Annotated in this window: 11 protein-coding genes; 1 reads left to right on the top strand and 10 read right to left on the bottom strand. The window is 39.3% G+C overall.

The genetic code is table 11. From position 1 onward, the window contains the following. The 7 genes from HJC33_RS17305 to HJC33_RS04625 form a co-directional block, all read right to left on the bottom strand. Positions 1–1373, bottom strand: a 1373-nt coding sequence (locus HJC33_RS17305; RefSeq protein ID WP_246245490.1) for a PKD domain-containing protein, incomplete at its 3' end; no start/stop codon positions are given. Between the two features lie 16 nt (positions 1374–1389). Continuing rightward, positions 1390–2238, bottom strand: a complete 849-nt coding sequence (locus HJC33_RS04650; RefSeq protein ID WP_409557879.1) for a glycoside hydrolase family 16 protein — start codon at positions 2236–2238, stop codon at positions 1390–1392. Positions 2239–2270: 32 nt separating this feature from the next. After that, positions 2271–3680 (bottom strand): glycosyl hydrolase family 16, encoded by a 1410-nt coding sequence (locus HJC33_RS04645; RefSeq protein WP_171657633.1) that lies wholly within the window; start codon positions 3678–3680, stop codon positions 2271–2273. 12 nt (positions 3681–3692) lie between these two features. Beyond that, positions 3693–6878 carry a glycoside hydrolase family 2 TIM barrel-domain containing protein gene (locus HJC33_RS04640; protein ID WP_171657632.1) on the bottom strand — a complete coding sequence of 1062 codons (3186 nt, stop codon included), beginning with the start codon at positions 6876–6878 and terminating at the stop codon, positions 3693–3695. A 279-nt stretch (positions 6879–7157) separates the two neighbouring features. Further along, positions 7158–9902, bottom strand: coding sequence for a helix-turn-helix and ligand-binding sensor domain-containing protein (locus tag HJC33_RS04635; protein WP_171657631.1), 2745 nt, complete (start codon positions 9900–9902; stop codon positions 7158–7160). A 286-nt stretch (positions 9903–10188) separates the two neighbouring features. Then, a complete protein-coding gene (locus HJC33_RS04630) occupies positions 10189–11052 on the bottom strand; it encodes an alpha/beta fold hydrolase (protein ID WP_171657630.1) in 864 nt (287 codons plus the stop codon). 47 nt (positions 11053–11099) lie between these two features. Then, positions 11100–11501 carry a MarR family winged helix-turn-helix transcriptional regulator gene (locus HJC33_RS04625; protein WP_171657629.1) on the bottom strand — a complete coding sequence of 134 codons (402 nt, stop codon included), beginning with the start codon at positions 11499–11501 and terminating at the stop codon, positions 11100–11102. A 199-nt stretch (positions 11502–11700) separates the two neighbouring features. On the opposite strand from HJC33_RS04625, the gene HJC33_RS04620 reads away from it, so the two are divergent. Further along, positions 11701–11901: a helix-turn-helix transcriptional regulator gene (locus HJC33_RS04620; protein WP_171657628.1), complete on the top strand. Its 201-nt coding sequence runs from the start codon at positions 11701–11703 to the stop codon at positions 11899–11901. Positions 11902–11919: 18 nt separating this feature from the next. Here HJC33_RS04620 and HJC33_RS04615 read toward each other — a convergent pair whose 3' ends face one another. Genes HJC33_RS04615 through HJC33_RS04605 form a run of 3 tightly spaced genes read right to left on the bottom strand, consistent with a single transcriptional unit; the run spans position 11920 to position 14981 of the window. Continuing rightward, on the bottom strand, positions 11920–12426 hold the full coding sequence (locus HJC33_RS04615) for a sigma-70 family RNA polymerase sigma factor (protein WP_171657627.1): 507 nt from the start codon (positions 12424–12426) through the stop codon (positions 11920–11922). A 1-nt stretch (position 12427) separates the two neighbouring features. Continuing rightward, entirely contained in the window at positions 12428–13546 is a 1119-nt protein-coding gene (locus HJC33_RS04610) for a hypothetical protein (RefSeq protein ID WP_171657626.1), read from the bottom strand. Between the two features lie 10 nt (positions 13547–13556). Next, on the bottom strand, positions 13557–14981 hold the full coding sequence (locus HJC33_RS04605) for a RagB/SusD family nutrient uptake outer membrane protein (protein WP_171657625.1): 1425 nt from the start codon (positions 14979–14981) through the stop codon (positions 13557–13559). Positions 14982–14990: the final 9 nt, after the last annotated feature.

Below are 14990 nucleotides of genomic sequence, written 5' to 3'. Positions count from 1 at the left end.
GGAGCAGGCGCAGACGTGGTAGGTGCACTTCCACCACTGCTTGCCTCTTTGTAGAAGTAAATATTGTCCAGATAGATATCTTGAGGGTCTGTATTGGCAGTACCATCTCCATTGAACTGACCATCAAATTTGAGTTGCACCACTTCATCCCAGATCATTCCTGTGAAATCCCCAATCGGCAGGTCTACGCTGTTCCAGGATCCTGGGGTCAACGGCACCTCAACCAATACCTCGGTAGCTCCTGTGCCACCACCTCCGTTGATAGGGCTCACCTTAACCTGTCTATCGGTTCCCGTAGGTACCCAGATGTCAACGTGGAGATACTCCATTGAAGAGGCATCCTGTGCATTTCCAGAGAAGTCCGTGCCCTGATAGTTAAATGTTGGATAGGCCAGGGCCAAATTTCCATCACCAGGGTCAAAGTCCGTGTTCACAAATGCTAGGCCAGATTGACCCCAATCTGGATTATAGTTGATATCTGTAATGTTGGTATAGGTGCCCCCGTAGATAGAAATCACATCCACGGCATCACGCGCCGGTGGTACAGGTGCCGATGTTGTAGGCATATTACCACCACCTCCAGTCATAGTTGTTGCTTGTGCAATGTCATCAATATAAAAAGTACCACTTGTAGTTCCTGGTCCATCCACAAACATTGTAAGTCTGGAATAACTATCTGAAGAATCAAAATCAAAAGAAATTGATTCCCAACCAGAACCACCATGACTTGCTGTAAGTTCAATGGCGTCTGCTGTACCTTCCTCAAGTTTAAGTAATACATCGACAGCTGCATCTGCCCAGAAATTCATGGTGACCGTTTTATCGTCAGTAAGATCCATAGGGGTCTCCAAATTAAAAAAGATACCTTCAAATTCTGCCCCACTATTGGTAATGGCTCCAACGTTGGATGCAACATCATTGCTTCCTCCGGGTGCCGGATTGGCCACAACTTCAAATGCAGCGCCATTAAAAGTAGAAGCTTCATAATCGATGTTGGTACCATCGAATGTGATTGGCAACATAGGCATTGAAGGTGGGACCGGTATGGATATCACAATTTCATCTGTGAAAGTTGCCGTGGCCCCAGCAATGTTTGATGCCGTTAAGGTTACTGTATACGTACCATCTGTATATGTTTTTACGGGATTTATTTCGGTTGAAGTAGTCCCATCACCGAAATTCCATTCATAGCTTTGTGCATTTTCAGAAATATTGATGAATGATACAGTACCTGTGTTCACCACTACGGTCTGTGTAAATCCTGCTACAACTTCTGGAAGGGAATTCCCTTCATCATCATCTTCGCATCCCAAAAAGGATATGGCCAAAATCAATAAAGAAAATATTTTGGCTTTTGTATTTAATAATTTCATTTGAGTATGTATTAGTTTAGTTAGTTAATTCTGTGTTATACACCCGCACATAATCCACTATCATGGTTTGCGGAAATTGAGTTTCTGCATTTGGCGAACCAACAAAAGTCCCTCCTACAGCCAAGTTCATCAGAATGTAAAAGGGCTTGTTGAACACCCAAGTTCCCGTTACATCTTCTGGCGTTATTTGGTTGTAGAGCACATCATCCACATAGAAATTGATATACTCCGGTCCCCATTCAATTCCAAAAACATGGAATCCCGTATCAAAACGGTCATTATCCAAGGTGTACTCTTTGGAGATAGCCTCTCCTGCAGAATATCCTGGTCCATGAACACTACCAATAAGTACAGTAGGGTTTTGTCCTCGATATTCCATGATATCAATCTCACCTGCTCCAGGCCAGGGGTTTTCATCTATATCTGCACCCAGCATCCAGAATGCAGGCCAGATTCCTTGTCCGTACGGCAATCGAATTCTAGCTTCAAAACGACCGTATTTTTGTTCAAATTTGTCCTTGGTCAAAAGACGTGCAGATGTATATGAAGAGTTTTCAAAAGATTCTTCTCGTGCCGTTATGAGCAGCACCCCATTTTGGACGGTCACATTTTCAGTTCGGTCGGTGTAATACTGTAATTCTTGGTTGCCCCAGCCATTCTCACCCGTTCCGATATCATATCCCCAAATCTCAGAATTTGGTGCTCCTTCCACATCAAAATTGTCTTCCATGACCAAGTTGGTGAAAGTGGTCACTATTTGGGTATCGTCCGTTGAGCATCCAGAAAAGCAGAACATTAAAGTCGCTACAAAAGATTTTAGAACCATTGCCCTCATTGTTTTACGATTATTATATATCTTATCCATAAACTTATTTTTTACTGTTAGTGTAGCATCCATTATTCCGTATAGAAATAAATGTTATCCAATAAGAAATTTGGACCTCCTGTGAGTATGAGGGTACCTAGATTATTTTTCTGGGAGGCAATATCACCGTCGAGAGGTATCTCAAATGATGTCCATTGCCCTACAGTCAATCCAGTCATATCAAACCGACGGTCTGCATCATCTCCTATAGGTAAGCCAGTATTGACATCGGTTTCTAAAATTTGATTAGCTCCTATGTCCCTGATTTGAATTCCAACTTCAGTACCAGCCTCCTGCACATATACATCCACATGCAAAAAAGTTAATCCTGATGCATCTACTGTATTGTCGAAAATTATACCCGTGAAGTTGTTGTTGGTATAAGCCAAAACATCACCGCCACTTGTGGAAGTGAGTGTGGTTTCTGTTGTAGACCCTCCAAAACCGGGAGTAAAACTACTTGAGGTATCGTTGGTATAGCTATCACTAAAAATTGATTTCACATTTACAGCAGGTTGTGTGGGTGTGGGTGACGCTTGAAGACTACCACTCGATGTCAATTCCAAAGAACCTTCTGCGGCGACGTTGGCCAAGAGTGCAGTTATGCTTGTGGTTCCTTCGCCCAACACGGTAATTTCACCCAACTCACTTACCAGAGCCACCCCTGTATCTGAAGAAGTAAAATCATAATAAGATGGTGCAGCGGATACTGTTTGATTAACACCATTATCTAGATTATAGGTTTGTGTAAGTCCAGTAATGGTAATGCTTGAACCTGTGAATGCTTGTTCGGTTAGCTCCTCACCTGCAAAAATGGTCGGATTGGGTTGAGCAATTGTTCCCAGTTTTTCAAACTGAACTTCATCAAACCATAAAATGTAACCACCTTCATCCCCTTCAAATGATGCACCTTCTGCCAACCAGAACATACCGGTTTCATTGATTAATTTAGATGCATCTGGAATTGGAATCACATATTTCTCCCATCTAGTGCTAACGCCCATATTGTTCAGGGTTACCTGATATTTATTATTGGTTTCACCAGAAATACCAAATCCTATGGCATCAATGGTAGCAGCTTGGGATGCCTTTGCATAAAAAGTCAATGCGTCAAAACCTGAAAGATCTCTATTGACCGTAGTATTAAAAGTGGCCCCTACAAATCCATTACCAAATGCCGGCACGTCAAAACGCATAGCTGCACTACCCATGAACACGTTGTCATCGGTTGCCACACTAAATGCTTCTGGATCCGCTCCTGCGTCCACAAATGGGAAGTAATCCAACCCTGCCGAAAAAGCATCTATAAAAACATCTCCATTTGCAGGAAAGGAAGCAAATTCAACATCATCTGAGAAATCTCTTTCGCAACTTGAAAACACAAAAACTCCCAAGCTTAAAAGAACTACAAAACGTATACTGTTATATCTATTATTCTTCATAACGCAATCTTTTTATTTCCCAATGTTGATGTGTATATATGTCATTATTTCCCACTCGCTACCGTCGTCAAATCCAACCGGACTTATAATCGGTTCGTTTGAAAACTCGGCCGCCACATTTGGCAAGTATCTGGGCGAAAATTCATTTAGTGATCGCCAAGTACCACGTATACCAACCTGGGTACTTGGTAAGATGAACCAATCTGGTTTACCCAAAGTTGTAGATATATCCAGCATCAATTGTACTGGATACGTTAAGTTAAAATCCCTGTGATAATCAAAAGGTCCCCAATCATTGATTTTTTGTTCATAACGTAATTTGAAGTTTTTGTAAATCATTCGAACATCTCCCCCAAAACGTTTGATCAATCTTTCTGAATCTCCGTTTCCTTGTCCGTTACCGTAATAAAAATTACCGATTATGCCCAAGTCTGAGCTAATTTTTGAAACCATTCTGGAATGTACCTCCCATAAATCTTCGGCCGGTGCCGAGTTGGGAAATGCGAAGAACGTCCTATCAGCCAAAAATCCAATGTGAGCATCCTGAGTTGTAGGTAAATGACGGTATACAAAGCCAAGATTCATCGCAAACTTTGCATCTTCTGCCCTATCATTGTCCCATTCATACATCCATGTACCAGGTGTTGGGTCAAACGTAAAAAGTATTTCTCCAGCAGTAGTTTCGCGATTACCGCGTACTGAAAAAGGATCATCGATAATATTTCTTAGACGTCCAGGAGCGGTCACATCGTTGGGAATAGGATCTACCAATGGTTTTTGCCACAAGAAATTGGGTGCAATCTGAAAATTTCCAGTCGCATAAGTAAAACCAGATAAAAAGTTGACTTGGTTTCCACTTCCGGTGTCCCTAAGTTTCCAGCCGGTAAAGGTCAATGTTTGGTCAGCGCCACCATTGGCGACCAGTCCCATTGCTGCTGCCTGCCCATACCAATTGAATTTACCTCCTTCATAGGTCAGTTTAACTTTACCTCCCCAATTATCACTGGCCTGTACTTTATCCTCATAGACGATATAGTTACCAGAAGTACCCCTAACATCTTGGAATGTACTCCCGTTTAAAGGGTTTCCTGCCCAAATACCTCCAAGGTGCACGCCAAATTTGCCAAACTCCCTTTCAATGGCAAGGGTTGCTCTTTCCGTGGGCCAAGGTGGTATAACACCACTTCGTACTTGATTTACATCCAATATCCTACGTCCATTTTCATCAAAAGTGATATCGGTTTCAAAATCTCTATGGTAAATACCGGTAACATCAAATTTACCTACGTGTGTTTTGTACTTGAAAAGCATAGTTGGGTTGGCTCCCCACCACAATTGTGGTCCTATTGCTGCTTTGAAGCCCTTTAAGGCACCTTTTCCATCAACTTCAGTTCCTAGAATTTCACCGTTGTAAATATCAAGGTTTGGACCGTAGTTGGCCTCTGGATATAATCCGAAAAAGTCACCTTCATACCCCCAATGATAATGGCCGGTCCTGTAAAATCCTCTAATATCAAACTGCTTTGCTTTCCATTCAAACTCAGCATTGTAAACTCGTATTCTGTTAACATCTTGTACCAGTACATTGCCTTGGTCGGTATTCACTTCCAACGGACGGGAGTTGTTCTCATAAAAGATTTCATTGATGGGGTTTTGTGCTACATTTCCAACTACATTCACATTTACTTCTGCACGCATATTTGGAGCTGGATTTCCTTCAACACCAATAAAATAGGATTGCATGTGGTCAAACCCTAATTGGTTGGGAAATGTGTTCGGATCATCAGGATCTGCATTATCTGGTGTAGTGATCAAACTACCCCCAGTGCTGAATGTAGAGAACTTGGCCTGGAGGTTACTTATTCGGAGTAAGTTACTTTGTTCACCTGTTAAAGCTGCTTTATCCCCTCGAGCTTTAAGGACAGCATCCATCAACTGAATGTTATCAAAATAGTTTTGGACAAAAGCTTGATCAACACCTTGATCATATGGATTTAATTGATGTGCTTCTTTCAACGCATAGTAGGCTGCTCTTGGATAAAGTTCATACAATCCTCTTGGATTGGTTGCACCTTTAGCGCAAATTCCAAACCATTCTTCATTCATATTATTTTTGCCTTCACCTGGCAAGTCCCTAGCATAACCACCATTGGACCAAGATGCATTGTTATCATGCACATCTGCATTTTTACGATCATCAAATCCAAACTTCCACCATCCATCACTAAACTGAAAAGTGAATCCGCCGATGGAGTTTCCAACTTTGCCAACTCCAGCTGCATTTTCGTAAATTTCTTTCCAGTTGCCCACCATATAATAGGCTTGGGAGTACTGATCTTCCTTGTTTTCTATAGCGCTAAAAGCATCAGCTCCAAACTCGGTGAACATTATTGGCTTATCGAGTTTGTCCTTGACCACTTGGAACATATCTCCAAAGGATACTCCTCGGTATGTGTTGGTACCGTATATATCCACATCTTTACATTCTTCTGCTACGATATCAATAAACAGTACATCTCCATTACAAATAGCCACCGGATGAGAAGCATCCATTTCCTTCATCATTTTGGCAGCTTCGTTCATTAATCTATACATAGGTCTACCTCGACTCTCACCTATAAATGCTATTCGACCTTCATCATCCGGAAAATCTTCGGTCTCTGCTCCTGCCCAGAACAATCCATAATTGTTCTCATTACCTAAAAGGTAAAGAAGGAGCCCAGGGGTGTTTTTGTAGCCCTCAACCAATTCTCGCATTTCCGCTAACAAAAATTCTCTGGTAGTGGGGTCATCGTAAATGGTAACTGGTGTCCATACACCATTGAGCGTCAATCCATAGCGCCCAAATGAATGGTTGAGCATGGTGTAGATACCATAATTCTCATAGATGTACCGAATCCATTTTGCGGGTACTCCGGTATACTGACGGATAACATTTACGCCCATGTTTTTGAGCAAAGCCATTTCATGATCGAGTCCGGCTTTGATAACATCATCAGACTTTTTCCAGAAATTGGCATTGACTGTATTGGTCCCAATGGGAATGTAATCCCAGTTCATTCCATTGATCATGAAATCCTCTCCATTGACGACCAATTTCGTTCCTTCTTCGTTACTCACCACTGATACCTGATCCGTTTGCGCGGTCAAATTCACTGTGAACAACAAAAGCAATAATCTGAACAAATTGTTTTTCATAGTTATGTTTAGTTTAATTTAGTTAGCACTACTCGGTTTGCTTAGAAATAGCACAACTCCATTTTTCAGAAGGCTAAACATATCCTATAAAAATGTGAAATCAATAAAAAATACCTCAACAAAAAATATACATGATAAAAAAATGATAGATATTTTATCAAATAATCAAAATATCAATATTCACAGGGCTTGAAGAGCAAAACCCTTTTTCTCGTAGTAAATCTTAAATCTTACTTTGTTGAGGTAATGTTGAGGTAAAATATACTGCTGTAGTGCCACTTATAGCTTAAGGATGTAATCTACTAAGTTATCATCATGGGAAAGATCCATTTTTTTACGCAGGCGGTAACGTTTGATCTCTACACTTCTGGGGGAAATATTGAACATTGGAGCTATTTCTTTGGAAGATAAATTAAGACGCAGATAAGCGCAGAGTTTAATATCGTTAGGGGATAAATTTGGATGTGCCTTTTTAAGTTTCTTCAGAAATTTTCGGTCTGCATTGTTGAAGGCTTCTTTAAAAAACTCCCAGTCATCTTTTTGCCCCAGATTCGTATCGATGATCTGTATTATGGGTTTAACAGAATTCTTATCAGCAACGCTGGAAATCAACTGTTCTTTAATTTTGGAGAGCAATTCATTCTTTTTAATAATGCTCATGGTTGAAGCGGCCAGTTCATTGCTTTTGCTCTGGAACTCTTTCTTTAACTGCTCATTCTTTATTTTTATAATTTCTTTTTCATTTTGAGCTTTGGCCAATTCCATTTCACGCTTATTCCGTGCAATAAGCTGTTGTTGTCGCTTGTGATAATATCTTCTGTACGAAGCATGAATGGCTATGGAACCTAAGATACCTCCTAGCACATAGAGTACTATAAAAAGATTGGAACTGTACCAAGGCCGTGCAATTTTAAATTGATAAGAAGATACATTGCTGGATACCCTATCACCTATTTTTGCCCTGACCCGAAATATATAATCTCCAGAGGGTAAATTTTCAAAAGATACATTGGAGTCTTCGGACCAATTACTCCAATTGGAATAAATCCCCTCCAATTGATATTGAAACTTAGGCCGCAAATATTTCTGATAGCTTGCCACATGATAGGTTATTTCCAAACTATTTTCATAACTGGCAAAATCTCCTTCTGTTTTAGAATTGATCAGACTTTCATCTGTTTGAATCCTTTCCTTGCCAGCTTTTCTTATTTTATTGATATCGACTTGAAAAGCATCAATCTCAAAACGGTCAGTATCCAAAGTAAAATATCCTGAGCGGGCACCAATCAAATATTTACCATTTTCTGGTAAGGCCGTAACACTTTCATACCCGATGATACCATTACGCATATCCTCGGTAAGGGGAATTTGATGAATTACAGGAGCTTTGGCCAATCCACCTTCGGACACAAAACTGACATTTGCTTTGGAAAAAGCCCAAAGATTTCCATTTTGGGCATCCTTTATAATTTTTCCAGAAACATATTCGTCTTCCGTATAGAGATTGCTCAGTAAAGTATCCTTTACAAAAGTTTTTTCCTCCCAGCTGTACTTAAAAATTCCTTTTTTATATGCATACAATAAATCTCCTTTGTATTTAACTATTCCAGAATTAGATCCTTTGATCAAAGTATCGACTTCCATTTTTTCCATTTTTAGGAAATCATCGCTTACTTGTAGTTTAAAGACTCCTTTATATTCATGATTTACGAAAATACTATCCCCAAAAACTTCAAAATATCGAGCTGAATGATCAAATCCGTCTATTTTGTTTCGTAGAGTCCAATTACCAGCAGATTTTTCCAATACGTATAAACCATCGTAATTTCCCTGTAGTAAGAGATCATTATCATTTAATCTTCCTATTTTCCAAGTACCTTGTATCTCCGAAATTTTTTCAGCTCTATCTCCTTTTATTATATAAGTTCCTGTGTGATGACCACAATAAAGAATTCCATCAATAGTATTAAGCGACCAAACTTGACCCTGCGTACCTTCAATAAACTTAAATTCTGATTGATCTTGCTGTTTTTTATAAAAAAGACCTTGATTGGTCCCTATATAAAGATTACCATTTGATATCGCCGAGTCATATACACTTCCAATCAATCCCTCATTGTCCGGGTAGACCTGAAAGGGAGATTCCATGTTGATATAGCTAATCCCCACATCCAATCCCAACCATATGTTTTGATCTCTATCCTCATGTATGGATAATATTGTATTGTTCTGCAACCCTTTTGTTTGATCGATAGTATCCAGTAGATGTCCAGAATTATCCATAAGCAGCAGTCCATTGGATATGGTACCCAAAACATAGTCCCCATTCTTCAACTTTAATCCACTATAAAGGCTTATATTATTTAAAAAATCGTCTGCATTGGTGGGCCATTTTTCCAAAAAGCCTTCTTGGGTTTTAAAAAAGCCGTTATCTCGAGTTAAAATCAGGTATTCTTCTTGATGTTCGAAAATGTTGATTACTTCTGAATGCTGTATTTCCTCGTCTTTGTAAACCAAGAAAGATTCTCCATTTTTAATTTGAAAGATTCCCTTCCCCATCTTTTGAAAAAGAACGGATTGGCCCACCTGAAAAACCTTTGGCAAAAATGAGTCACTTTCAATCACATTGACTGAATCATTGCTCAGGTTGTAGATGTATATTCTGCTATGTGATTGAAAAACCATCCATTCCCCCATATTCAGAATACTCCAGAATTCTTCGTCCTTAACCAGACTTTTTTGCATGCGTTTGGACAAACTGGTATAATTAAGTCTACCAAAATCATCTTTCTGCCAGTAGCCGAATTCCATATAACATCCCGTATAGATTCTATCATCAACAGCTTTAACAGCTCTAATAATGGATTCATTAGGAGAAGAACTGAAGGTCCATTGAGATCCATTATACGCTAAAAGTCCTCTGTTATTAGCAATATATATGGTTTTGTCATCAGTTTGTGAAATAGCCCAATTTTGACTTTCCGCTCTATAATCTGTTGGTGAAAAATTTTGGATTGGAGGCAAGTCTTGCGCTGAGACAAGGCTATATATAAAAAGTAAAAAGAAACATATAATGTGATGAGGACGACTTATATCATTCAATTGTAATAATTGGGACCATCTATTGATTAGAGCATGGACCGCATACTCAAGATAAGAAAAAGGAACAGGATCTAAAAATAAACACTGACAATCTTAGAATGTCAGTGCCTATTTACACCTAACAAAGACTTAATTATGTTCTTCCGCAAAAGCCCTATATGTAAGTTATAATTCTGATATTATCGTCTCTTTTCATTTTCCCATTGTCCTACTTTAAAAACTTATAAACTGCTTCCAACAATTTTTTGGGTTTGTCCATGTGCACAAAGTGACCAGAATCCTCAATGATTTCCAATTGGGCATTGGTAAGTGTTTTGGCTATTATCTCCCCCAATTTTACATTAATAAAACGGTCATGTCTTCCCCATACTACTAAAACTGGTTGCTTTAATTCATGAATTCTACTTTCTAGATAAGCCTGAGCGGGAGCATTGTTCTGAAAAAAGGAAAGGAAAGCATTTTGTGTTGTTATATTGTATCCATCTGCCAAAAACTCTTTAAGAATTTCCTTAGGAATATTACTTTCTTTATAAAAACCTTTATTATATGCAATCTTGGCAGAAACCCTGGGAAACCATTTAATCAGTGCTTTGGCCCGAAGTGAATTTTTCTTGCCAAAACTCCTTAACTCCCATGAAGAATATGCAGTGGTTGGAAATGGAATTCCGTCCATAATCACCAGACGCTCAATTCTAGTGGGATTTTCAATCGCCATAATCATTGCTGGAGACAAACCTATATCCGTACCCATTATTGTAGCGCAATTAATCTGAAGCGTATTTAAAAAATCCATGGCGACAGCTGCCAAAGTTCTAGGATTATAATTATGTAGTTCTTCAAAACCATCACTACCCCCGAATCCTGGCCAATCCATGGCCAATACCCTATAATTCTTGGAAAGTACGGGAGCGATATCGTACCAAGCTTGAAGGTTTTCAGGAACTCCATGTAGCAATAGTAACACGGGGTTATCCATATCTCCAAGCTCGGCATAACAAATTTTCAGGTTAAACTTTTCAAGTTGAATTGTTTTTGTCTTCAACAGTTTTGTACGATGTTTATTAGTTTTCATTAGAATTGGTTTTAATAAGTTGTATATACAACATTTAAATTAAATTTTTAACGCATGTGATTTTCTAAATTTTGTAAGCTTTTTAGACCTGATTCTTCCAATTGACCAACCAGAATGTCCATGGCTTTTTCCCATTCAGGAATAAGTGTTTTGACCAAATTCATACCTTCTTTAGTTAATTCAACCTCTGGCCTGTATGAAATTGTCTTTAAGACTAAATTCTTTTTCTCCAATAATTTTATGCTTCTACTGACCGTTGATCGTTCTAAACAAAGTACTTCCCCTACTTTTCCCTGCTCTACATGTCCTAGTTCATGTAATGCGAAGAGAATGGTCATTTGATTTTCAGTAATACCATAGTTTCCCAAAAATTTTCTAATATGCCCATCTGCAATTCGGGATAAACGCCTTAATCTAGATCCGATACAATGCTCCAACTGATATTTCATAAAGCAAAAATAAAAATTTAAGTTGTATATACAACTTAATGATTGGGTTTTGATAATTATTTTAAATAAAAAAGCACCAATTAAAATTGGTGCTTTTTCGTCGGAATGACAGAACTAGAAAATGTTCCGTATATCATTGAAAAACAAAAATTTACTTTGATTTTTTCAAAAAATTATCGCTAAGATTCAAATTTAATGAATGTTGAAAATCCCCGAAGCATATCAAAACTCTAAAGCAAAAAGTAAACTCGTTTATGATCTATATGCCAAAATCCTTTTCTGCAATCAAAAATTACCTGTATATCAAGTAGTGGATAAAATTGAATACAAAAAAACTCAACATTTTACTGTAGCTTTCATACGGTACTTTGGGTATGTGCCCAGTAAACTGATTGGATGAACTTATACCATGGTTCAGCTACTCCATTTTTTCGAAAAAGGCCTTGATATCCCGGTATATTTCCGACTTCATATTCTTTACGGTTCGAACCGTAATGGACAAGTTCGTTGCTATTTCTTGGTTGCGATAGCCTTTCATTGCCTGTATAATAACGGCTTTCCGTCGGGGTGTCAACGAATGTATGGCAAGTTGCAACAGGCGTATTTTTTCCGATGCCATAGTTGAAAGGTCATCTTCTTCCATTGATTCGGCCCCACTTTGGCTTTGTGCCAAGTGGGCCGATTGTACCTTTTGTTGTTTAATATGGTTTAAGGCCCTGTTGCGAACCGAAGTATACAGATAGGTCTTGAGTTTGGCCTCGTCATCACAAGGGTTCTTGAGCTCCCATAATCGCACAAATATATCTTGAACCATATCTTTACTGGTTTCCAAAGATCCTGTGTACCGCAAAGCAAAATTAACCAATGCATTATAGTATTGATTAAAAATGGGCGCTAACCAATCTTGCGGAAGTGGTTGGCTCATTTTACTGTGCAGGTGTAATAATCAAAGTTCCTTCAAAGACTGGAAATTCTACATCCAAAGGTTCGAAGTAATACTTATATTCCAAAGTTATGGTCGTAGTTTCCTCGTCATAGGTACCCGTGGCGCTAACATACTCCTTACCTCCTCCATCGCATTCCCATTCCTGTAGTTCCATCGATGCCGTACCGTCATCCGCTAATAGAATAATCAGGTCATTGGAATCAGAGCAACCATTTCCAAATAAATCACCTCCTACCAATGTCAATTCTCCACATTCCGCTATGGTCTGCATTTCCACACTACCAAAACCTACATCTTCAACATCGGTGTTACCTGCCCAAAGATTTGAATTGGCGGTAGCTGAACATTCATCACCACCACCTAGGCTACTAATATTCACAACGCCACCAAAAAGTTCAGAACCTTCATCATACAAGGTATAGTTTAGTTCAATGGTATTCTCATTCAAATCATAAGACCCGAAACCTTCGATTTCAAGGTTAGAGCCCTCCCAACAGGAATAGGGTTGTCTTGCCATTGTAATCTCGCTGATACCATCGACCGCTTCGCTGAATTCCAATTGGATTTCCGGTATATCCGAACAACCATAACTTACCAAATCCGCTTTTAAGGTATAATTTCCGCAGCTTAGCGCAGTTCCTTCTCCTGAAATAGGGTCAAAGCCCTCTTCCTGCAACTCTAATTCACCTTGCAATCCTGATAAATCGACATCGGTGCATGCAATGAACTCTTTTACCGTGATGGCCACTGACGAGGTTTTGGAGATATCGGCTTTACTTACATTCACTTCAAGGTCTATCTGAGGATAGGTAATCGAGTTGATCAAGCTTTCATCAGCTACGATGATATAGCCATAGTCGGAGGTCACGGTGACCACACCTTCAGGGGATTGCGAAAGTACCTCGTAGGTCACACTTCCTTGACTAGAGGTGCCTGGAACAAACCCTATGGTATCGCCCACGGTTAGATTATCAAATATTTCTGTTGTGTAATCGGTAGTAGTTAAAGTGAGGGGTATCTCCCTATCTTCATCACAGGCTATTACAGCGAAGAGAAGTAATAGCGAGCAAACCGTGAATTTTATGTTATGTGTCTTCATGCCTTATTTTTTAGTCTCTAGGGTTTTGTTCAATTTCGGGGTTGTAATCAATGTAGGCTTGACCGATTGGAAACGCCCAGTTCAAGCTATTAGGGGCTAGGGTAACCGTTTCTCCGTTATACGAATGGGTAACCGATATCTGATCATTGTCGAATTGATTGTAGCGCTTGATGTCGAAAAGGCGTACATTACTTTTGTATAGCTCCCTGCGACGTTCTGCTTTTATAAAATCGAGCAAACTTATTGGGTCTGTTATCTCCACATCTTGGTATGTGCCAGAATCATAACGTGTAACACGTAGCTCGTTTAATCGGTTTAGTGCAGTGCCTGTATTGCCCAATCTGGCATTACACTCTGCACTGATAAGATACAATTCCGGAGTAGTTAGTCCCCTACATGGAGAAATAGCTTCTTCTATAGTAGCATTTATCAATCCAAAATCATCATTCGGACTGTAATCCGTCCATTCAGCATACTGCTTTTTTCGCAAGTCATCGTCTTCGTAGAGATCGAATAATTCTTGTGTTATGAAAACAGGAGAGGCTATGAAAAATGAATTTGTTGTGGATTTGTACCACACGATTTCGGTATTATCTACAATATCTTCGGGTAAGGCTACCCTGTCTTCATCGTTGATAAGATCGTTATAATCGTTAAGGTCACTGTGCGAAGCAAGCGCCTTATCCGCAGCCGTTAGTGCTTCCTGGTATTTTCCTTGAAAAAGATATGTTCTTGCCAATAAGGCATTAGCAACTGCTTTTGATGGGCGAAATCTTAAATCAGTAGATTGTGTATCTGGCAGTGCATCCATATCGGAAGTAATATCATCGATAAGATAGTCGTAAACTTCTTGTACAGAGGCTCTGGTTAAGTCTAGACCGGTAAGGGCAACACCTTTTCGAATGGGCACACCCAAATCGGTTGATGCTGTTGCCGAGTTGTAGTGTAATGCATATTGATTAACCAAATGCAGATACGCCCACGCACGTTGAATTTTTGCTTCGGCCCTAAGTTCTGCAATTTCTGCATCGGTACCATCTACGTTTTCCAGCCCGTCCAATATAACATTCGCTATATAAATAACATGGTAATAGTTTTCCCAATCTGCATCAGATTCAGATTGTGGGATATGACTTTCCGAAAAAAGATAGGTTTTAAATGCAATATCACTATACCCTAGAGATAATACTATTTCTTGAGTCATGTTAACATCGTCTGTATAAAAGAGTGAGCGAAAGTGCATTTCCCCAAATCCATAGGAAAAAACTTCAGTACCAGAACTTAAGTATTTGCCTACTTGATCTAGCAATTCCCTATAATCATCTGTTGTTGAAGGCACTTTTTTACCTTTTGGCACAAAATCTAAGTAGTTGTCTCGTGTACAACCAACTGCAACAAAGGTTATGATGGTGATGTATATAATTATTCTTTTCATTTCGCTGTT

Source organism: Flagellimonas amphidinii (assembly GCF_013090115.1).
Lineage (GTDB): Bacteria > Bacteroidota > Bacteroidia > Flavobacteriales > Flavobacteriaceae > Flagellimonas > Flagellimonas amphidinii.
The sequence above is the reverse complement of the archived record's forward strand: the minus strand, read 5'-3'. Positions and strand labels throughout refer to the sequence as shown.

Bases quoted from the DNA above. Each gene is read 5' to 3' on its own strand.
- HJC33_RS04650 (WP_409557879.1), bottom strand. From the start codon at position 2,238: ATGGATAAGATATATAATAATCGTAAAACAATGAGGGCAATGGTTCTA.
- HJC33_RS04645 (WP_171657633.1), bottom strand. From the start codon at position 3,680: ATGAAGAATAATAGATATAACAGTATACGTTTTGTAGTTCTTTTAAGC.
- HJC33_RS04640 (WP_171657632.1), bottom strand. From the start codon at position 6,878: ATGAAAAACAATTTGTTCAGATTATTGCTTTTGTTGTTCACAGTGAAT.
- HJC33_RS04630 (WP_171657630.1), bottom strand. From the start codon at position 11,052: ATGAAAACTAATAAACATCGTACAAAACTGTTGAAGACAAAAACAATT.
- HJC33_RS04625 (WP_171657629.1), bottom strand. From the start codon at position 11,501: ATGAAATATCAGTTGGAGCATTGTATCGGATCTAGATTAAGGCGTTTA.
- HJC33_RS04620 (WP_171657628.1), top strand. From the start codon at position 11,701: ATGTTGAAAATCCCCGAAGCATATCAAAACTCTAAAGCAAAAAGTAAA.
- HJC33_RS04615 (WP_171657627.1), bottom strand. From the start codon at position 12,426: ATGAGCCAACCACTTCCGCAAGATTGGTTAGCGCCCATTTTTAATCAA.
- HJC33_RS04610 (WP_171657626.1), bottom strand. From the start codon at position 13,546: ATGAAGACACATAACATAAAATTCACGGTTTGCTCGCTATTACTTCTC.
- HJC33_RS04605 (WP_171657625.1), bottom strand. From the start codon at position 14,981: ATGAAAAGAATAATTATATACATCACCATCATAACCTTTGTTGCAGTT.